The organism is Shewanella livingstonensis (assembly GCF_003855395.1).
Classification (GTDB): domain Bacteria; phylum Pseudomonadota; class Gammaproteobacteria; order Enterobacterales; family Shewanellaceae; genus Shewanella; species Shewanella livingstonensis.
The window spans coordinates 1993860-2016022 of the sequence record NZ_CP034015.1 but is presented as its reverse complement, the minus strand read 5'-3'; the positions used below and the strand labels follow the sequence as shown (position 1 = coordinate 2016022).

General features: G+C 41.5%; 15 protein-coding genes. 8 read left to right on the top strand and 7 right to left on the bottom strand.

Annotated features, from left to right (window positions below):
- The first annotated feature begins 178 nt into the window (after nt 1–178).
- Both ackA and pta read left to right on the top strand, forming a co-directional pair.
- Nucleotides 179–1381 (top strand): acetate kinase, encoded by a 1203-nt coding sequence (gene ackA, locus EGC82_RS08705; RefSeq protein ID WP_124730407.1) that lies wholly within the window; start codon nt 179–181, stop codon nt 1379–1381.
- A 62-nt stretch (nt 1382–1443) separates the two neighbouring features.
- Nucleotides 1444–3594: a phosphate acetyltransferase gene (gene pta, locus EGC82_RS08700; protein ID WP_124730406.1), complete on the top strand. Its 2151-nt coding sequence runs from the start codon at nt 1444–1446 to the stop codon at nt 3592–3594.
- Between the two features lie 296 nt (nt 3595–3890).
- On the opposite strand, the gene topA is transcribed toward pta, so the two are convergent.
- Complete coding sequence (gene topA / locus EGC82_RS08695; protein ID WP_124730405.1) at nt 3891–6530, bottom strand: type I DNA topoisomerase; 2640 nt, start codon at nt 6528–6530, stop codon at nt 3891–3893.
- A gap of 391 nt (nt 6531–6921) precedes the next feature.
- Here topA and astB point away from each other — a divergent pair, with 391 nt between their 5' ends.
- Nucleotides 6922–8256, top strand: a complete 1335-nt coding sequence (gene astB, locus EGC82_RS08690) for an N-succinylarginine dihydrolase (protein ID WP_124730404.1) — start codon at nt 6922–6924, stop codon at nt 8254–8256.
- Nucleotides 8257–8440: 184 nt separating this feature from the next.
- On the opposite strand, the gene EGC82_RS08685 is transcribed toward astB, so the two are convergent.
- A complete protein-coding gene (locus tag EGC82_RS08685) occupies nt 8441–10939 on the bottom strand; it encodes a hypothetical protein (protein WP_124730403.1) in 2499 nt (832 codons plus the stop codon).
- Nucleotides 10940–11210: 271 nt separating this feature from the next.
- Here EGC82_RS08685 and EGC82_RS08680 point away from each other — a divergent pair, with 271 nt between their 5' ends.
- Together EGC82_RS08680 and EGC82_RS08675 are read left to right on the top strand one after the other, a co-directional pair.
- Nucleotides 11211–12473: a dicarboxylate/amino acid:cation symporter gene (locus EGC82_RS08680; RefSeq protein WP_194956170.1), complete on the top strand. Its 1263-nt coding sequence runs from the start codon at nt 11211–11213 to the stop codon at nt 12471–12473.
- A gap of 186 nt (nt 12474–12659) precedes the next feature.
- Entirely contained in the window at nt 12660–13334 is a 675-nt protein-coding gene (locus tag EGC82_RS08675; protein ID WP_124730401.1) for a LysE family translocator, read from the top strand.
- Between the two features lie 113 nt (nt 13335–13447).
- On the opposite strand, the gene EGC82_RS08670 is transcribed toward EGC82_RS08675, so the two are convergent.
- The 3 genes from EGC82_RS08670 to EGC82_RS08660 are packed head-to-tail and all read right to left on the bottom strand — an operon-like array spanning nt 13448 to nt 16554.
- Nucleotides 13448–14965, bottom strand: coding sequence for a PhnE/PtxC family ABC transporter permease (locus EGC82_RS08670; protein WP_124730400.1), 1518 nt, complete (start codon nt 14963–14965; stop codon nt 13448–13450).
- A gap of 57 nt (nt 14966–15022) precedes the next feature.
- Complete coding sequence (locus EGC82_RS08665) at nt 15023–15700, bottom strand: ATP-binding cassette domain-containing protein (RefSeq protein WP_124730399.1); 678 nt, start codon at nt 15698–15700, stop codon at nt 15023–15025.
- A complete protein-coding gene (locus tag EGC82_RS08660; RefSeq protein WP_124730398.1) occupies nt 15700–16554 on the bottom strand; it encodes a putative selenate ABC transporter substrate-binding protein in 855 nt (284 codons plus the stop codon). Before EGC82_RS08660 ends, EGC82_RS08665 begins: the two co-directional genes overlap by 1 nt.
- Nucleotides 16555–16793: 239 nt before the next feature.
- On the opposite strand from EGC82_RS08660, the gene EGC82_RS08655 reads away from it, so the two are divergent.
- Nucleotides 16794–17468 carry a response regulator gene (locus EGC82_RS08655; protein WP_101088025.1) on the top strand — a complete coding sequence of 225 codons (675 nt, stop codon included), beginning with the start codon at nt 16794–16796 and terminating at the stop codon, nt 17466–17468.
- A complete protein-coding gene (locus EGC82_RS08650; RefSeq protein WP_124730397.1) occupies nt 17459–18811 on the top strand; it encodes an ATP-binding protein in 1353 nt (450 codons plus the stop codon). Before EGC82_RS08655 ends, EGC82_RS08650 begins: the two co-directional genes overlap by 10 nt.
- Nucleotides 18812–18881: 70 nt before the next feature.
- On the opposite strand, the gene EGC82_RS08645 is transcribed toward EGC82_RS08650, so the two are convergent.
- Nucleotides 18882–19577, bottom strand: a complete 696-nt coding sequence (locus EGC82_RS08645) for a 2OG-Fe(II) oxygenase (protein WP_124730396.1) — start codon at nt 19575–19577, stop codon at nt 18882–18884.
- A 114-nt stretch (nt 19578–19691) separates the two neighbouring features.
- Between EGC82_RS08645 and EGC82_RS08640 the strand changes: the two genes are divergently transcribed.
- Entirely contained in the window at nt 19692–20942 is a 1251-nt protein-coding gene (locus EGC82_RS08640; protein ID WP_124730395.1) for a cyclic di-GMP phosphodiesterase, read from the top strand.
- A 176-nt stretch (nt 20943–21118) separates the two neighbouring features.
- Here the strand turns inward: EGC82_RS08640 and corA are convergent, their stop codons facing one another.
- On the bottom strand, nt 21119–22066 hold the full coding sequence (corA, locus tag EGC82_RS08635; protein ID WP_124730394.1) for a magnesium/cobalt transporter CorA: 948 nt from the start codon (nt 22064–22066) through the stop codon (nt 21119–21121).
- Nucleotides 22067–22163: the final 97 nt, after the last annotated feature.

The window sequence follows — 22163 nt, the reverse complement described above, 5'->3', positions numbered from 1 at the left end:
ATAATACAGTGTCAGGCCCAAAATGCACTGGCCGATTGGCCACTATAATGATTTAACTTATAGTGCAAATCAGAAAAAGAACACCGAAGTATGGCGTTTATGAATAAATCATCATAAACCTTAATCAAAATGGAATTTTACTATTTTATTTAGTTTCATTGACTTAAAAGGCGTTAACATGTCAGACAAATTAGTACTCGTGCTCAACTGCGGTAGCTCATCATTAAAATTTGCCATCATTGATGCCCAATCAGGCGATGATAAAGTTTCTGGATTAGCTGAATGTTTTGGTTTAGAAGATTCGCGCATTAAGTGGAAATTTAATGGCGGTAAGAATGAAGCCAAATTAGGTGCCTTTACTGCGCATCGCGAAGCGGTAGAATTTATCGTTAATAACATCTTGGCAGAACATCCAGAACTTGCGGCACAAATTAAAGCCGTTGGTCATCGTATCGTCCATGGTGGCGAAAAGTTTACCCACTCGGTTATTGTTACGCCTGAAGTCATTCAGGGTATTGAAGATTGTGCATCGTTAGCACCACTGCATAATCCGGCGCATTTAATTGGTATTCGTGCCGCCATAGCCTCTTTTCCTAACTTGCCACAAGTGACTGTGTTTGATACTGCATTTCATCAAACCATGCCTGAAAAAGCATACATCTATGCCCTTCCTTACAAATTGTATCGTGAACATAGTATTCGCCGTTATGGCATGCATGGTACGAGTAATTTATATATCTGTCGTGAAGCCGCCAAAGTACTAGGTAAAGAGATTAAAGACACCAATATTATTTGTGCTCACTTGGGTAATGGCGCGTCGGTAACGGCCATTAAAGGCGGTAAAAGCGTTGACACTTCAATGGGCTTAACCCCACTTGAAGGTTTAGTCATGGGTACCCGTTGCGGCGATTTAGACCCATCAATTATTTTCCATTTAGTTAAACAACTTGGCTATACCCTTGATGAGGTCAATAACCTACTAAATAAGCAAAGTGGTTTACTGGGTATTTCAGAGCTCACCAATGATTGTCGTGGTATTGAAGAAGGTTATCAAGACGGTCATAAAGGGGCTACATTAGCTTTAGATATTTTCTGCTATCGTTTAGCCAAATATATCGCCTCTTACACTGTGCCATTAGGACGTCTAGATGCCATTATCTTTACTGGCGGCATTGGCGAAAATTCAGACCTTATTCGTGAAAAAGTACTTAATTTATTAGCAATCTTTAACTTCAAAGTTGACGACAACTTAAATAAAGCGGCTCGTTTTGGTCAGCAAGGTATTATTACCCAAAAAGATAGCCCTATTGCTATGGTCATCCCGACAAATGAAGAGTGGGTTATTGCCGAAGATGCTATTAAGCTTATCACAGCTAAATAAGCAACCTCTTCGGTCTTATATTCGGTTAATTAATATGAACAATACGCACACAAGAGGTCGTTATGTCTCGTAATATTATGCTTATTCCAATCGGTATTGGAGTGGGATTAACATCACTAAGCTTAGGTATGGTTCGCGCACTAGAACGCAAAGGCGTTAAAGTGCAATTTTTTAAACCTATTGCGCAAATTCGATTAGGTGATACCGGTCCAGAACGTTCAACCACTATTTTAAGTACTTCTCCAACCGTTAATCCGTTGGAACCTTATTCAATGGATCATGCTGAAGCGTTAATCCGTTCAGAGCAAACTGATGTCCTACTGGAACAGATTATTGCCCGCGCAGCTGAATGTGCCAGTAATACTGAAATCCTAGTGGTTGAAGGCTTAGTACCAACACGTAGCCACCCATTTGCTGATGACATTAACTATGAAATTGCCAAAGCATTAGACGCCGATGTTATTTTCATCGCAACCCCTGGTAACGATACGCCTAATGGATTAATGAATCGATTAGAAATCGCCTTTAACTCCTGGGGTGGACAGAAAAACAAACGTTTAATTGGCGCTATCATCAATAAAATTGGCGCTCCAGTTGACAACGAAGGTCGCACACGCCCTGATTTATCTGAAGTATTTGATGATAAAAATATGAACGCCGTAGATAGCTCGGGAATGTTCCAACTTCCGGGTAAAAGTCCGCTGCGTATATTAGGGAGTGTGCCATACAATTTAGAGCTAATTGCCCCGCGCGCATCTGATTTAGCCAAGCACTTAAATGCTAAAATCATTAATGCCGGTGAAATGCATACTCGTCGTATGCGCCGTGTAACATTTTGTGCTCGTAGCCTCCCTAACATGGTTACTCACATCAAAACAAATTCATTATTAGTGACCTCAGGCGATCGCTCAGACGTCATTGTATCAGCCTGTTTAGCCGCGATGAACGGCGTTAAAATTGGCGCGTTGTTGCTTACTGGGGGCTATCCACCTGAACCTGAAATAATGAAGTTATGTGAGCAAGCTTTTGAAACAGGCTTGCCAGTATTTTTAATTGATTCAAATACATGGCAGACCTCACTCAACATCCAACGCTTTGATCATGAAGTGCCTGTGGATGATGCGGTGCGCGTTGAAAAAGTGCAAGAATACGTTGCTAGCCATATTGACCAAACATGGATTGAAAGCGTCACTCAAGATTCGCCACGTGAACACCGATTATCACCACCGGCATTCCGTTACAAGTTAACTGAACTCGCGCGCGCGGCACGTAAAACTATCGTGCTTCCTGAGGGTGAAGAGCCTAGAACGGTTAAAGCTGCATCTATTTGCGCTGAACGTGGGATTGCTCGTTGTGTGTTGCTCGGTAACCGTGAAGAAATCCTCCGTGTAGCATCACAACAAGATGTTATTTTAGGTGACGGCATCGAAATCATTGAGCCAGAAAGCGTGCGTGAAAAGTACGTTGAGCCTATGCTCGAATTACGCCGCAGCAAAGGGCTAACTGAAGTCGTTGCCCGTGAGCAACTTGAAGACAACATGGTGCTTGGTACCATGATGTTGGCACAAGATGAAGTAGATGGAATTGTATCCGGTGCTATTCATACTACTGCACATACTATTCGCCCACCATTGCAATTGATCAAAACGGCACCGGGTTCTAGCTTAGTGTCGTCGATTTTCTTCATGCTGATGCCAGATCAAGTACTAGTGTATGGCGATTGCGCCATTAATCCAGATCCCACACCTGATCAGCTAGCCGATATTGCAATTCAGTCTGCTGAGTCAGCTAAAGCCTTTGGTATTGAGCCTCGCGTTGCGATGATCAGTTACTCAACAGGCACCTCTGGCACCGGTTCTGATGTGGATAAAGTACGCGAAGCCACACGAATCGCCAAAGAAAAACGTCCTGACTTGATCATCGATGGTCCATTGCAATACGATGCGGCTGTGATGCCAAACGTTGCGCTCTCTAAAGCACCTGACAGCCCTGTCGCAGGTAAAGCAACCGTATTTGTGTTCCCAGATTTAAACACGGGTAACACCACATACAAGGCGGTACAGCGTAGTGCTGATTTAATCAGTATCGGGCCAATGCTTCAAGGTATGCGTAAACCGGTTAACGATTTATCACGCGGCGCTCTAGTTGATGATATTGTCTACACCATTGCGTTAACGGCGATTCAAGCAGCACAGAATAGTGAGAAAAAATAACCTCAGGTATTTCTGTGTAATGCTGTTGTTAATTTATAATAAATGACCATTAAAAAGCACTGATATCTATCGGTGCTTTTTTGTGTCTAATATCTTAGTTTGCTTGTTTGTTTGCTTGTTTGCTTGTTTGCTTGTTTGTTTGCTTGTTTGCTTGTTTGCTTGTTTGCTTGTTTGCGAAAGCATGTCCCTAAGCGGTTCATTATATAAAAATAAATAAACCATTTGTTGCACAAACAAAAACGCTACCCAATTGGGTAGCGTTTATAACGATCATTATGCATCAATCAATACTAAAGTTATTTCTTCGCTTTTTTCTTGGTTGATTCACTGACCCATTTACCGCCGATAAATTTAGAAGACCAACCGGTGGCTTTGCCTTCAACTTCAGTAGCAACGTACTGCTCTTTAGTCTTACGGCTAAATTTAACCGAGGCTTTATTGCCTTCATCATCTTCGACTGGCGCATCAGCAAGATACGCATATTTAGGCCATAACAAATCACGATACTGAACTAACTCTTCCACTAACGGTGCACGTGTTTCACGCGATTTAGGGAAAGTACTGGCTGCTAAAAATATCCCAGCAGCACCATCACGAAGCACAAAATGCGCATCCGATTTAGTACATTTTAATTCAGGTAGAAAAATGGGGTCTTCTTTTGGAGGCGCCGCTTCACCGCTTCTCAGCAACTTACGGGTGTTTTTACACTCGCTATTGGTGCAACCAAAATACTTACCAAATCGACCATTTTTAAGTTCCATATTATTGCCGCAACGATCGCACTCAATAATTGGACCTTCATAACCTTTAATCTTAAATTGTCCGGCTTCAACTTCGTAACCATCACATGACGGGTTATTACCACAAACATGCAATTTACGTGTTTCGTCAATAAGATAACTGTCCATCGCGGTACCACACTTACCACAACGATGTTTAGCACGTAACGCTTCCGTTTCGCCATCTTCATTGTCGCTTACCGCTTCTTCACCTGGGGTTAAGTTAAGCGTGGTCTTACAACGTTCTTTAGGGGGTAACGCATAACCAGAACACCCTAAGAATACCCCTGTTGAACCAGTGCGAATACCCATTGCACGGCCACAGGTTGGACACTTAATATCGTCTGTGAGTACCATTTCATTGGGGCGCATACCGCCTTCATCTGGATCTAACTCGGCCAACAATAATTGCTTGGTAAAGTCACCATAAAAACCATCGAGTACTTTTTTCCAGTCCAGCTTACCTTGAGCAACATCATCTAATGTTTGCTCCATGCTAGCAGTAAAGTCATAGCTCATTAACTCTTTAAAACTGCCTACTAAACGCTCGCTGACAATCTCACCCATTTTTTCAGCAAAGAAACGACGGTTATCAACTCTGACATAACCACGATCCTGAATGGTCGAAATAATCGTCGCATACGTTGAAGGACGACCAATACCGCGCTTCTCAAGCTCTTTAACCAAAGAGGCTTCGCTGTAACGTGGTGCCGGCTTAGTAAAGTGTTGTTTTGGCGACAAGGTTTCAAGCACTAACTTGTCACCTTTTGCAACGACTGGCAGTGTCTTATCTTCTTCGTTTTTCTTACTCACTTGTGGCTGAACACGAGTCCAACCATCAAAACGTAAGGTACGGCCACTGGCTTTTAATTCGTAATCAGCCGCGGTTACCGTTAAACGTGTTGCATCATATTGAGCAGGTGTCATTTGACACGATACAAATTGACGCCAGATAAGCTCATACAAGCGCTGAGCGTCTCTTTCCATATCGGTTAATGATGCAGACTGCACTGCTACGTTTGACGGTCTAATCGCCTCATGCGCCTCTTGAGCACCTTCTTTACTGCCATAACGAATAGGTTCAGCTGGTAAATACTTATCACCAAATTCAGAACTAATCATTTCACGTAAATTTTCAACCGCTTCTTTACTCAAATTGGTTGAATCGGTACGCATATACGTAATGTGGCCCGCTTCATACAAACGCTGCGCCATCATCATGGTTTTCTTAACACCAAAACTAAGACGAGTACTGGCAGCTTGCTGTAATGTCGACGTAATATAAGGGGCAGAAGGTTTGCTTGAGGTTGCTTTATCTTCACGCGCAGTGACAACATACTTTGCATCACGCAACGCATCGACAGCAACTTTAGCTTGCGCTTCATTAATCGGTTCAAATGCAGCAGATTGATATTTCATCACCTGCATTTTTAAGCTAGCGGCGGTAGGTGTATTTAATTCAGCATGGATATCCCAAAACTCTTCTGGAACAAACGCTTTAATTTCACTTTCACGCTCTACAACTAAGCGAACCGCAACCGACTGTACGCGCCCAGCTGATAAACCACGAGCGACTTTTTTCCATAATAATGGTGACACCATAAAGCCAACAACGCGGTCTAAAAATCGACGTGCTTGCTGGGCATTAACCATATTAGTGTCAAGCACAGACGGTTTACTAAACGCCTCTTGAATCGCGGTTTTAGTAATTTCGTTAAACACAACTCGCTGATACCGTGAAGGATCACCACCAATAATTTCCTGTAAATGCCAGGCAATGGCTTCCCCTTCACGGTCCAAATCCGTTGCGAGATATATTTGGTCAGCATCTTCAGCTAACGCTTTGAGTTCTTTAACAACTTTTTCTTTACCAGGCAGGATTTGATACTTAGCCGCCCAGCCTTTATCTGGGTTAACACCCATTCGCGCCACAAGCGCTTGCTTGTCTCTGATTAGCTTGTATTTAGCTTTTTCTTCAGGAGATAATTTCTTAACTTCTGCTGCGGTTTTAGTCACAGTTGTACCGTCAGAAGTAGACGAAGTTGGTAAGTCACGTATATGACCTACACTCGACTTCACAATGAAGTCTTTACCAAGATATTTATTAATTGTCTTGGCTTTGGCCGGCGATTCGACAATAACTAGCGATTTACCCATAGTTTTATTTGCGCCAAAAAGTCTCGAAAAAAAGAAAATTGATTCCATATATAGAGGGTTGAGACAATAGTTTCAAGTTAATCCCTCTTTTATACGGCTGGTAAGTCATTTTTTAAGCAAAATTTATTCAATAATAAAAAATGTAAAAAATAATATGCGTTTTTTAAACGTAATTTTTCACTTAATGATACTTGCGAGCACCTTCAGTGCATTTTTAGTCATTTATACACATTTGTACAAATTAACCACACCTTGTTAACCCTTATAGCTTCAGTATACTGGGATTAAATTAGCGTTAACTGACATGAGCAATCACGTTCCTTTTTTATAAGTAACACAAATAAGTGCAACAACAATAATAATTATTCACTAAAATTTTCAAGGATCACGAATGAAGCATTTTGAAGCGAACTTTGATGGCTTGGTTGGACCAACCCATAACTATGCCGGATTATCATTTGGTAATGTGGCCTCATTTAGTAATGCGGCCCAAACATCAAATCCTAAAGCGGCAGCTAAGCAAGGTTTGCAAAAAGCCAAGTCATTAGCAGATTTAGGTATGGTGCAAGGGGTATTAGCCCCACAAGAGCGCCCAGACCTTTACACATTGCGTCGAATTGGTTTTTCTGGGTCTGACGCTGAGGTTTTACAAAAAGCTGTTCAGCAGGCTCCTGCGCTACTTAATGCTTGCTGCAGTGCATCAAGTATGTGGACAGCAAACGCGGCTACCGTATCACCTAGTGCCGATACACGTGACGGTAAGGTTCATTTCACCCCGGCTAATCTTGTTGATAAATTACACCGCAGTATCGAACCTGTTACCACAGGTCATATTTTACAGGCTACGTTTAATAATGATCGCCATTTTAAACATCATCAACATTTACCAGAGCATGCCAGTTTTGGGGATGAAGGTGCAGCAAATCATACTCGCCTATGTGCTGAATACGGCCATACCGGAGTTGAATTATTTGTTTATGGTCAAACAGCAACCAATCCTAATGCACCTAAACCTAAAAAGTATCCTGCCCGTCAAACATTAGAAGCATCACAAGCTGTTGCACGTCTTCACCAACTTGAAGATGAAAGTTGCGTGTTTATGCAGCAAAATCCTGATGTAATTGACCAAGGTGTATTTCACAATGATGTCATTTCTGTTGGTAACCAAAATGTGCTTTTTTATCACGAACAAGCGTTTTTGAATACTGAAGCAAAATTCGATGAAATTTGCCGTAAAATGAACACTGAAATGCATTTTGTCAAAGTAGCAACCAGCCAAGTTTCTATAGATGATGCCGTCCGAAGTTATTTGTTCAACACCCAAATAATTACCTTGCCGTCAGGTGAGATGGCCATTATTGCGCCAACAAATTGCCAAGAAAACCCTGCAGTATATGCTTACTTAAATGAACTCGTTACCTTAGGTACACCAATCAAAAAAGTACACTATTATGATGTGAAACAAAGCATGCAAAACGGCGGCGGTCCAGCGTGTTTACGTTTACGAGTCGCGATGAACGAACAAGAAGTCGCTGCAGTTAATCAAAACACATTAATGAATGACGGTTTATTTACGCGCTTAAATACCTGGGTTGATAAGCACTACCGCGACCAGCTTACCGTAAGCGATCTAGCTGATCCGCAATTAATTATCGAATCACGCACCGCATTAGATGAACTCACACAAATATTAAAATTAGGTAGCGTGTATCAGTTCCAACGATAACGTTTTCTGCAGAACAACATTATCGAGACATTAAAAAGCCAGTCACTTTAGTCACTGGCTTTTTTATTGCCCAACGGTTTAGGAAAGAGATCGTCTAAGCAAGGACATATTTATACTGATTGGTAATCAACAAAAAAGGGCGCTAAATGCGCCCTTCTAAAAAACAACAAACATTGGTTAACAATTAAAGAATCGTAACCCCAATCGATACTACCGGCGTGACTAAGCCGTTAGGTGATTCGACTTCCACAAGGAATACACCCGAGTTAGGTTCATCTTCGCCTTTAATAGTTGTTGTAAACTGACGACCACCATTGTAGTTGGTACTTGGCCATGTATATTCGCTTGAACTCACCACCGAGCCCGCTGACGTTGTAAATCTTACGATCGAACCTGCTGGCATTTGTTGATTATGCAAATCTGAAATCGTAAATGTTGCAGTTGCAGAGCCTTTACCCACAATAACCATACTGCTTGCACCAGAATGAATGCCAGTGCTATCGTCCACTACAATATCAGCGGGAGCAGTAGCATACGCAGTACTTCCAGACATAACTAATGTTAAGCTTCTGCGAACAAATAATGACTTTGAATCACTTACACCATCAGCACATGCACTGTGTACAGGGTCTGAACAAAGCACACCATTATATTTACCGTCTTTTACATCAAATATACCATTGGAGTTAAAATCGATTAACTCTTCTAATGTTCCACCAGCTTGACCACCGGTTTGTTGGGGATTAAATAAACCGTCTTCATTGTAGTCATTGTAAGCATCATTTAAATCAAATGGTTGACCTGTGACATCAGTACCAGACAAAAACTCGGCTGCTTCTGAAGCATCAAAACGACCATTACCATTTAAATCAGGAAAAGACTCTTCACCAATAGCCGTTGCTGTAACCGTTGCTCGTCCACCGTATTTTTGGTCATAAAAATTACCGTAAACGATATTGGTATTAAGACAAGTAGTATCTTCAGAACCATCGTTTAAGTTGTAACATTTTAAACTAGCTTGCGGATCCTTAATTTGTTGACCTAAGCCATTAAAAAGTACAACGCCTTCAGGTCTTGGTAATTGACTGACCCACGATACTGAACATGCACCATTGACGGTTTGACATGCATCTTCAATAGAACCACCTTCAGTGGTAAAAGATACCGTTGTGCCATCGGGTACAGGGTTGTTAAACGCATCGGCCATACGAGCGGTAACCTTAACGACAGTACCATCCACATTCCAACCTTCTGCATTAAGCAGTTCTGCCGATAACGAAAAACTGTCCTGATCAGGAATACCGGTAGAAACAATGAGTTGGCTAGACTGACTCGATATTGTCGGAATTGCACCATTGTCTACCGTTGCAGTCACACGTAAAGAAGTCGCTACTGTACCTGTGGTGACTACCGTTTGCACAATACCACTATTATCTGTAGTAGCTTGCAGGGGATCAATTTTAACCCCACCTACAGTAGTATTGAGTGCAAATTTAATATTTTGGTTAGCAACCACATTGCCATTTTTATCCAAAACTTTAAATTTGACCACTGATGATTCAGTGCCGCCAGTCCCTAAAATACTGATGTTCTCTGGTACTGCTGATACAAACACAATACTGCCAACGTCAGCCTGAAGTATATTGATGGTACCTACTGCAGATAAACTGATGCCACCAGCATTTGCAGTCACATTAATTTGGTCTTCACCCACACAACCTTCAGCACGATACGTTGAGGTTGCGACACCATTACTTGACGATACTGGGGAACTTATCACTGCTTGTGCAGGAATTTTAGTCGCACAAGTAGATGAAAAATTTACGTCCACAGGTTGTGTAAAAGCATTACCTAAATCATCTTGAATAGACACGGTTACAGTCGCTGTTCCACCCGCGGATAAATCAGTAGCACTAATAGCAGCGACACCTTCAACAAATGGAGTGCCACTGCCCATCACTACGTTTGTTGCACCCACAACCACAATGGTAGAACCGCTTTCGTTAGTCGATAATGTTGCGGTCGCTTCACCAGCGCCTAAAGAACTACCTGCATAAATATCAACGGTCGCTTTACCTTGGGCATTTGTTACCGCGGTCTTAACCGGTAAATCACCAATTGGGCTATCAAAAGTCACAATAGAAGACTTGGTAATCCCCGTAACCGTCGCGGTTAACTTGCCAGGTGATAATGTACTAATAGACTGAATAGTATTACCCGCAGCATCCGTTAACACTAATGATACTTGTGCTCCACCACCGGCGGCACCACCATCGCCTGTCATAGTGACAAACAATGAAGCACTCTCACCAGATGTGGTCGTTGCGGTAACCGTTGCACCAGTATTGATTTCAGCTGTATTTAGCTGAATTGTCGCCACACCACTGGAGTTAGTCACGACCTCACCGGTACTTGGCGCAAAAGAGCCATAAGTCTCGTTATTAAGCGTAAATGAAACAAGCGTGCTGACAGAAGCACCCGTTGAGTCTTTCACTGTTGCAGTAATAACTGCAGGTTCAGCAACAGAAACTTGATCGTTGTCGATACTTAATGAAATAGATATGGTTGGGTCTGGTGTAGTCCCACCTCCGGTTCCATCATCGGTTATACTGCCACCGCCACCACATGCGACGAGAAAAAAAGAACATAAAAGCGCGAAATAAACTTTATATGCTGACCTCATTGTCAGGCTCCCTGTTACATTAAAATAAACTTAAGAATTATTATAGTTACTTATACATTAACAATACGCAAACATCTTATAACTTTAGCATAACTCTACTATTTTCTTCGCTATTTATTGGCGAAAACTTTCACTTTTAGGCCATTTCCTAAATAACCGATTCCTGCTAGTCTTTAGCGCATTCAATAAAGACATAAAATAATATGATGAGAAGGAACACTCTGTGAGTAAACAATACAAGCTCGGACTCACGAGCAAAATTTTATTAGGCATGGTATTAGGTATAGTATTTGGCTTGGCACTGAGAAACTTTTTCCCTGGTAGCCAATTTATTCAAGAGTACATTACCGACGGATTTTTACATGTCATTGGCACTATCTTCATCTCAAGCTTAAAAATGCTTGTCGTACCTTTGGTATTTATCTCATTAGTGTGCGGTACTTGCTCCCTTAGCGATCCATCTAAACTGGGCCGTCTTGGTGGTAAAACCATTTCGTTCTATTTATTCACTACCGCTATTGCACTCACTATTGCGATTCTAGCTGCAGTGTTGATCCATCCAGGTAATGCTAGCCTAGCCGGTAACGTATTAGAATACTCAGCAAAAGATGCTCCTAGCCTATCTGAAGTCATTATTAATATTGTACCGACAAACCCTATGCAAGCCATGAGCGAAGGCAATATGTTGCAGATTATCCTATTTGCAGTTGTTTTTGGCTTTGCCATCTCACATATTGGTGAACGGGGTACTCGAGTTGCCTCATTCTTTAACGATTTAAATGATGTAATCATGCGAGTGGTCACGTTAATTATGCAGCTAGCACCTTATGGTGTGTTTGCATTGATGGCGACACTCAGCTTAACGTTAGGCTTAGAAACCTTCGGAAGCGTTGTCAAATACTTCTTCCTCGTGGTTGCAGTGTTATTTATCCAAGGCTTAGTGGTTTACCCGACTTTATTAAAACTATTTTCGGGTCTCAGCCCGTTAATGTTTTTACGTAAAATCCGCGATGTACAGCTGTTTGCTTTTAGTACCGCAAGTTCTAATGCAACATTGCCGGTTACCATTGAAACGGCTGAGCACAGAATGGGCGTTGACAACAAAATCGCGTCATTCACTTTACCACTGGGTGCCACACTCAACATGGATGGCACCGCCATTATGCAGGGTGTTGCTACGGTATTTATTGCCCAAGTATTTGGTATTGAACTGAGCATCATGGATTACGCTACTGTTGTAGTAACGGCCACGCTGGCATCTATCGGTACTGCGGGTGTGCCGGGTGTAGGCCTTATTATGCTGGCAATGGTATTAAACCAAGTAGGTTTACCCGTTGAAGGTATTGCCTTGATTATTGGTGTAGACAGAATGCTAGACATGATCCGCACCGCGGTGAACGTCACTGGTGATGCTGTAGCGACGGTGATCATTGCCAAATCTGAAGGCGAATTTAATGAAGAAGTATTCAACGATTCGCAAGCAGGTAAAGCCGCCAAAAGTTTTGAAGAACAAGTGCTTAATGCCAAAAAATAACAATTAAGCTTCTCTTATATAAAAAAGCGCTAATTTAGCGCTTTTTTATTATCTTTTTCCTGCATAAATGTGCCATTATCATCAACTTACATTGAAATAAGCTTTCATAGATATCAATAAATGATATGAAAAAATAGATATTAACTAAAATTTCACCAGCTTGAATTTATAAAAAACGGAATATATATGGACATGACATTATTGGCTGGTTTAGCGGTTATTCACATGGTGGCATTAATGAGCCCAGGACCTGACTTTGCCATTATCGTTAAAATGGCCACACAGCAAACACGCTTAACCGCGCTTTATTGTGCCTTAGGCATTGCTGTCGCTATCTTAATTCACACTTTTTTGTCGTTAATGGGCATAAGTGTGATGATCCAACAGTCTCATATTGCCTTTATGGCCGTGCAACTGATTGGCAGTAGCTATTTAGCATGGATGGGATATGGGGCGCTAAAATCAGCTATCACCAGTATTATCAGCAAACGCCGTAATTCAGACACGCCATCAATACAACAAAATGTGGCAAAAGCGGCGCTGATATCGTCATTAAAGGGCTTTAAAATTGGACTATATACCAACCTACTGAATCCTAAAGCGTTGATATTTTTTATTACTTTATTTTCTGTATTAATTACACCTCAAGTCAATTACCAAACAAAAATTGCCGCCACAGTATTATTATTTGTGTTGTCATTGGCGTGGTTTAGCTTACTCGCACTGATCCTATCAAAACCTCGAGTACAGCAAAAATTGCTCGCGGCCAATACCATTATAGATCTACTCGTTGGGGTTATTTTTATTGCCGTTGCTGTCACGATTGCTAATAATATAATTCATCAAATTATCTCTCAGTGATAAACATGATTGAATTCGAGTAAATAAAAAGATGAGTAAACTAACTATTTTGCTCACACAGTTATCTGTTTGAGCAATGACGCTAACCTTCTATCGCTCTAAACCAAGAGACTTTAGCAAGCCTGTAAGCGGTTGCGAGGGTAATGCAGTAAGCGACGCGCCAGATAATCCACCACCACATTTAAGCCTGCCGTGAATACCAATAACAATAACGCACCACTAAAACGAATTTCAGAAAAGTTACTGTCAACATAAAATCCTAACGTCATCACCCCAAGCATACCCAAGATGGCCGTTTCACGAATAATCACTTCAAAACGATAAAACAACAATCCCATAAAATGGGGATATATGGTAGGCAGTACCAAATAACTGTATTGATCAATTCTAGGTCGATACGTCAGCGGCACGCTAACACTGTCGGCTTGACGTGACATTAAAAAGACCATCAGGCCACTATTGTGCAGCGCTAACGCGATAATCGCTGGCAACATCGACGGCCCTAATAGCATCATAAACACAAAAGCCAATAAATACTCAGGCAATGAACGTAATATTAAATTCACCGCCCTCAGGATTAAAACAACCACTTTTGGCATCATCAAACGAGTATTAAAAGGCAATAATACCAGCGTTAGCACATGGGTTAATCCCAAGGCACAAAAAGCCAGCACTAAGGTCGCGACCATCCCGGGAAACACTTGCTGGCTGATTAATGTATAACTCCAGTTAACAAGCTGCGACAGTTTATCTGTGTTAAACCAGCTCAAAAATGGTTGCCCTTGAAGCATAGGCGGTAAAACATCGACACTGATAAAGCGCCAAATGAGTTGTGAGTCGATAACAGGAATGGGAGGTAAGAAGTACACTGCAAGCGGTAAATACAACCAAAGCATTATCGGTTTAGCCCAAAAACGTATACTACCAATTAACAACACAAATAAGATTAATAGTGCACCACCTTGCTGATAATGCCCCTGACGAAAAGCGGATTCTAAATAAAAGCCTAATGTTGGCATACCAATAAAGCCCAACACGGCACTGCTTCGAAGCGCGCACTCAAAACGGTAACGAATATAATCAACAATCTGCGGATACATGTGCATCCATCGACCATATATAAATGCCGACAGTTTATCGGTGCCTTTAGGCAGTGAAAATAAGGTATGCATTGGTGCCTGCTGTAAAATATCTGCAAACACACGAGCAAAAGTAGCAGCATAAGGAAGCGCTATGGCTAAAATACCGGTAATGGCAGATAGACCAAATATCTGTAAGAATATCAATGCCCAAAATATCTCATGTATAGCACGGATAAATGCACACATTGCCGCAACCAAAGGATGTTGATACCACAATGCAAGTGGAAAACCCAATAGCAGCCCAATCGTAATCCCAAGTAAAGCAAAACTAATGGTTTGCCACAGCGCATCAAGCAAATACTCAGTTGCAAAAAAATCGGGATGAACAAAACCCTGCCACATGCGGCCAAGCTCTGTCCAAGGATCGAGTGCAATCACCTCGGTATCGGCAAAAAACCAACACACGGAGACCATCAATAAAAGCAACAGAGTGATTTTCTGCCAATGCCCTACAAAAGAGTAGCGACTGTGAGTAATCATTTTAGGCATTATAAAAACGGGGATAGAATGAAGATAAATCGCTTAGCAGCATCGACATATTCATATTTATGCCACTGAATGGTTTGGTAAATCAGCTAATGCATAATGCTGTGATAAATGAGCCAGAGATAATTGGCCCGCTTTGTCATCTAGTACTACTTTGCCATCACTAATGACAATAATACGCTCAAAGTTTGCTAACGCTAGTTCGGCATCATGCAACACACAAATAACACTCTGATGCGTTTGCTTAATCAAGTTTAGTAATCGTAAGCCCATTAACGGATCTAATGCAGAAAAGGGCTCGTCGCCCATAAACACCGCTTGTTGCTGAAATAACGCTCTGGCTAAAGCCACTCGTTGGCGCTGACCACCAGACAACTCATTGACTTTCTGTTGCAAAGGCACGGTCAGTTCTAGTTGCTGGCAAATAGCGCCGATTTGTTGTTGCGGCTTATTAAACGGCAACAACAAATTAGCCAAATTATACCAACGGGAATAACGCGCCAACCCACCAATAAACACATTGTGATATATCGACAGGTTATCAACTAACCCCTGTGCTTGAGAGCACAAACAGGTTTGCTCGGCCAATTGTTGATAAAGGTGATGCAACAGCGTGGTTTTACCCACGCCTGAAGGGCCTAAAATAGCCACATGCTCATTTGCCTTAAATGACAAATTCACTTTAGGTAATATAATTTGCTGGTTATAACCTAAATCAACATCAACCAACGACAACATTAATCGAGCATTCCAATTGTTTTTGCCACGCGCTCAATCGGTTCATAATCGCTATTTTTAGCCGGTACAAATGACTCACGTGGGAAGCTGGCTAACAAATCTTTATCCGTCATACCAATTAACGTTTTAGTCAGCTTTTCTTTAAAGCCTGCACCAAACGTTTCATCAACACCCGAATGCACCGTCCATTGATAATCTGGGTAAGTAGGGCTTTCCCAAATGACTTTCACTTTGCTGGTATCAACTTCACCTTTCTCAACGGCGGTGTCCCACACTTTGTAATTAACCGCACCGACTTGATAAACACCTGCTTCAACTTGGCTGATAGTGCGGCTATGGTCGCCAGAAAAACCAATGCGTTTAAAAATTTGTTCAATTGGCTTACCGGTATTTTTTTCAATAAAATACTGTGGCATCAAACGGCCTGAAGTTGAGTCTTTAGAACCAAAGGTAAAGGTATAATCATTCAATGAAGGAAAATTAGTTGAAGCAGCCATATTAGTAGATTTATGAGCAATCAAATAACTCTTGAAAAACTGATCTTCAAAACCTTGGGCAATAGCCTCAGAACCTGGCACTAAACGACGCGCTTGCACACCAGATAAACCACCAAACCAAGCAAGTTGTACTTGGTTATTACGAAATGCTGTTACCGCTGCAGAATATGACTTTACCGGAATATATTTCACTTCCACGCCCAACTTCTCGGTTAAATAATCAGCCACTTTATCAAAGCGAGTCCGAAGCTGACTTTCATCTTCATCAGGGATAGCCGTAAAGGTAAACGTTGCACTTAATGCAAATGTCGAAAATAAACTTAAAAAGCTAGCCGATAATAAATGTGTTAGTTTCATCTCAATCTTAAAAGTTAGTCTGTCAATGACGCTATTCTAACTTACCTGATACTTGATTACATCGACTAAGCCCTTTCAGGGCAAAAATGTTAGCAAAATAATTATCACTAGCACCATGATGGTATTCAGTTTGAATATGGTTATCATAAAAGTCTGTTTAATATTTAACCTCACCAACTTGTAGGGTAATATTGGCCAAGCACATTTCACATAAAGTGACGGCTTAACAAGGATGGATTATGCGCATATTGGTTATTGAAGACGACCCTCTGTTGTCACACCATTTACAGGTGCAGTTATCAGATCAAGGTAATCAAGTGCAAGTGGCATTAACCGCAAAAGAAGGATTTTATCAAGCCACTAATTATCCTATTGATGCTGCTATTATTGATTTAGGCTTACCCGATCAAGATGGAATAAGCCTAATCAAAATGCTGCGTAATGCAGATGTTAAAGCGCCGATTCTAATTTTAACCGCTCGACTAACGTGGCAAGATAAAGTCGAAGGGCTCAATGCTGGTGCAGACGACTACTTAGTTAAACCATTTCAAAAAGAAGAACTCATCGCCAGACTTGATGCCATAGTGCGCCGCAGCAGTGGTTTTGTTCGCTCAACCATCACCAGCGGTGCTCTGCAAATAGATGTCGCGGCAAAACATGTAACGCTAAATCAAACACCATTAGACATCACTGCCTTTGAATACCTTATTCTGGAATACTTGATGCGCCATTGCCATGAGGTTGTCGCTAAACAGCGTTTACTGGATGTGGTCTATGCCGACAAAGAAGGCGATCCCAACACTATTGAAGTGATGGTCAGCCGATTAAGAAAGAAACTTGCTCAAGGTGGAATAGAACAGTCCATCATTACCCTTCGCGGCCAAGGATATAAATTTAACCACCCATGCGACTAATTTTACGACCTAAAAAACGTCTGCTTACCAGGATGTTCTTAACCTCCTTGGGTATTATCGCGTTAGTAGGATTTGGTCTGGCCTGGTTAATTACCTTGCTCCATGCCCAAAATCGCTATAACCAAACCACCAGCGCCTTAATCGCTAAATTACCCATCATTGCCGCTGAGTTTCGCGAAAACAATCTAATCCCTATCACCCAGGCCCGTGAAGGTGACGACGTCGACACGCAATACATTATGGCTACCTGCAATAGCAGCTATAACACCTTATGGCGTTCTGACTTCGCTATCAGCTTAAACTTGAATAACATTTGTGAACAATATCTTGATATAAAAGATGATTTCCCACCGTTCTACCTCAATTTTAATGACCAACAAAGTTACTTTGCTTACTTGCTCAGCATTGACGTTGAAACCGAAATGTATCATCTATTGATTTTAAAAGACGCCACCGCATTGAAAACTGAACTCAGTCAATTTAATCGACTCACTTATTTTAGATTGGCAATGGTAATGGCTATTGCACTGTTACTGCTAGTAAGTGCAGCCTACTGGGGAATGCGGCCATTAACGAAGCTGAAACAAGAGTTGATACAGCTGCAACAAGGACATAAAAAAAGCCTATCACAAGATTACCCTGTGGAATTACAAGGCATCACCACGGCATTAAATCAACTTATGGACCAAACAGATCAACGTCAAATGCGCTATCAAAATGCCATGAACGACCTTGCTCACAGTTTAAAAACGCGTCTCGCCGCCAGTATTGCCATCATTGACGATGACTCATTAGATCGTCAGCAACAGCACCAAAAAATACTTGAACAAATAAATGACATGGATCATTTAGTACAGTACCAACTTAAACGCGCCATGTTAGGCCAACAAGGTTTACGTCAGCAACAAACCGTTATCGCACCGATTGCCCAACAGCTTGCGCAAATGCTCGATAAAATCTACCGCGATAAACATGTCATATTCACCGTAAACATATCACCTTCATTGCAACTACCGCTCAGCAAAGGCGACGTGATGGAGCTATTGGGTAATTTAATGGAGAATGCCTTTCGCCTATGTGACAATAACGTCATGATCAGCGCCGCTAACCTCGATAACAATCTTATCCAACTCAGTATTGAAGATGACGGCCCCGGCGTAGACAACGCCATTAAACAAAATATAATCCAGCGCGGTATGAGAGCCGACACTCAATCACCCGGGCAAGGAATTGGTCTAGCCGTATGCCATGAGCTCGTTAGCAGTTATGGCGGCACGATGACAATCGACACTAGCGAGCTTGGCGGAGCAGCTTTTGTTATTCAGCTCCCCGCAACAGCTTAAGCACGCCGTAACAAAGTCATCAATCAAATGAGCACATAAAGCCGCATCAGATTTTACTCAACAGTAATCACTAACTTAATGGCGCATAAAGTTGCTCGGCACGATTAAACATCGCCCAAGAAGTCGCAATGTACTTATCGTTACTAATGGGCACATTGCCACGATGGCTGTGAGTAAAACCGGCAGGAGCTATCACCATCGTACCTTTTTTCGGGCTTATTTTACGTTGCTGATAGTAAAATTCCGTTTCGCCGCCCTCTTCAACGTCATTTAGGTAAAACATATACAACACCACTCGATGAAGCGCCTCATTATGGCCATTCTGTGGGTACTGCTCTGAATGCCAGTGCGGATATCCACCCACACCTTGCTGATACTGTTGTATATTTATCGAACCACTGCGATATAAGTATTTAGTTAACGCCGCCGCTCTTGGCCGGCCTAATCCCTCAAAATTATCTGGTGTTAGGGTCTGAGCTTGACCGTTTCCATCAGTAACTTGTACTGACACTGCGCCCATTAAGGTTAATGAGTATTGAGTAAAATAGTCGCTTATGTGAGTAAATGTTGCCGCTAATAATTCATTTTTTAACTCGGCTAAATCATCAAAAGCATCTAACATTAAATCTCGACTGCGCTTTTTTTCAACGTCAACACCAAAACCTGTATGTCCAGGCCCTACACTCGGATGCGCTTCAAATGCCGCGATTAAACGATCACATAAATCATTACTTATTGCATTGGGATATACTTCAATAAAATCCATAGGGAATAACTATTGTTAATAAATTTATAGTAGTATGCTGCCACGCAATTAAAGTGCCTGTAAAGGGCAATGCACAACATAGCTCATTGTTCTTCAAGTAACTGTCGATTGAATATGAAAAAAAACCAAAAAATTTCTGTAGAACAATTACAAGTGGGTACCTTTATTCGCTTGCCTATTTCGTGGAAAGACCACCCTTTTCTGTTTAGCAGCTTTAAAATTAAAGACGCTACACAAATCGAACTTATTAAAGGCTTAGGCCTAAAAGATGTTTTTTTTGATCCCGAAAAAAGTGATGTAGAACCTGTAACGTCTGAGAATGCTAACACCGAAAAACCCGACGAGCAGGCCCTAAACGAACTAAAAGAGCAAATGCTCAGCCAAAAGTCGGCCAAAATAGATGAGCAACAAAAACTCAAACGAGATTTAAAGAAAACCGAACAACAGTTTAATCGATCAGTGTCAATGATGCGTTCAATGGTGTCTAAAATCAGTAGCCGACCACTCAATGCGGTTAGTGAAGCGAAAGACCTCATCAGCAACATGACCACTATGCTACTCAACAGTGATAATTTAGCTTTGCACTTAATGGGCGATGCTAAAAATGATGAGCATATTTACCACCATTCACTTAACGTCGCCATGTTATGTATGTTAATGGCAAAAGAGCTAGGTTGGAGCCGCGAAGAAGTTGAAACGATGGGTATTGGTGGGTTATTTCATGATATAGGCAAACTCAAAGTACCGAGCAACATTATCAACAAGCGAGTGCCGCTTACCACGCCAGAAGAAAACTTTATTAAACAACACCCATTGATGAGCATTAACTTTCTTAAACTCGCTGACAGTTTTCCAGACGAAGCCAAGCCGTTAATCGCTAATCATCACGAATTTTTAGATGGTAGTGGCTACCCGCAAGGCCTCAAAGCCGACAAGCTAGATAAGTTGTCGCAATTAATCGCTGTAGTGAACGAATACGACAACCTGTGTAATGGAACGAATCAAGTTAAGGGGAAGCCACCCAGCATTGCCCTGGGTTTGCTGTATAAAAACTATAAAAACAAACTCAATGTTGAATATATTAGCAAGTTAATCAAAATGTTAGGCATTTATCCGCCTGGCAGTATTATTGAATTATCCAGTGGCCAATTTGCTATGGTTATGTCGGTAAACTTACAGAAGCTATTGTGCCCTAATATTGTGGTTTACGATCAACTGGTACCCAAAGATTTAGCCCCCATTATTAGTTTACAAGATGAAGGCTTGAGCATTGTCCGCAGTCTACCTGCCGCAGCATTGCCAGAGAAAATCCATAAATACCTCAATCCTAGAGAACAAATCAGCTTAGGCATTGGTCAAAACTAGTGTTGTGCCGAAGATGAATTAAGCAGTATTGAATAGTCTATTTTATCTCTTTAAATAGTGGCTTACATAACCTTTTCAGTCGACAAATTCCCGCTCAACTCAAGTGTTTGAGGCATAAAAAAAACCATCAATCGGCAACAATTGATGGCATTATTTTTGTGTAAAATAAGCTACTGCTATAACCAACCTTTCCGTTTAAAGAAAAAGTAGGTTCCTGCCGCACTGGCTAGCATTAATGCCACTGCCATTGGGTAGCCAAACCGCCAATCGAGTTCTGGCATAATATGAAAGTTCATCCCATAACTGCTGGCAATGAGCGTCGGAGGTAAAAACACCACCGCCGATACCGAAAATATTTTAATGATTTTGTTTTGTTGTAAGCCACTAAAGCCCATCGCCGCATCAAGTAAAAATTGTAACTTATCGAAAATAAACTGGCTGTGTGGCATCAATGATTCGATATCCGATAACATCTCACGAATATCTTTCAAGTTTTCATCCGACAATCGGTCACGATAATAACGTTGCATATAACGTAATGAGCGTTGAGTATCCAACAAACTTAATCGAATTTTACCGTTCGAATCTTCTTGCAAGGTAATCAGTTTAAAAACGCCATCAAGCTCTTCGTCATTAAATACTTGCTCGCCAACATTCTCTAAAATACTATAAATATCTTCAATCAAGTCAGATAGATAATCAACTTTCAAAGTAAACAGCTCTAACAGCAAGCCTTGCGGAGTGGTAATATCCAGGCGACCTAAACGTAGGTAATTACGCAGTAAACGAATAAGGCCAACATCTTCTTCACGCATAGTTAGCAAAAAACGTTCACGTAAATTGAACGACACGTTCACCGCTCGCACATCGGAACTCACACGCTGAGGAAACAATGAGTTAATGTGTAAACCGTCTTGGTTTTGATAAAAACGCGCTGAAGCCTCAATTTCTTTAATATCTTCTTCATCGGGCACTTCTTCAGCAGAAAACGACCTCAACCATTGACGCTCTGCGTCATCGGGTTTTAATAAATCTAACCACAATGTCGATTCAGGGACTTTATCGCCCACATTCAATTCGGTGGTAATTAATTCTCTATTTTGATAGGCGTATGCAGTGATCATCGCTTCCCCAAAGTCCGTTAAGCCATAACAGGCATAACCAACAAAAACACTCAAAAAGTGGCGCTAGTTTACTCAACTAAAAATGAATGAAAAGTAA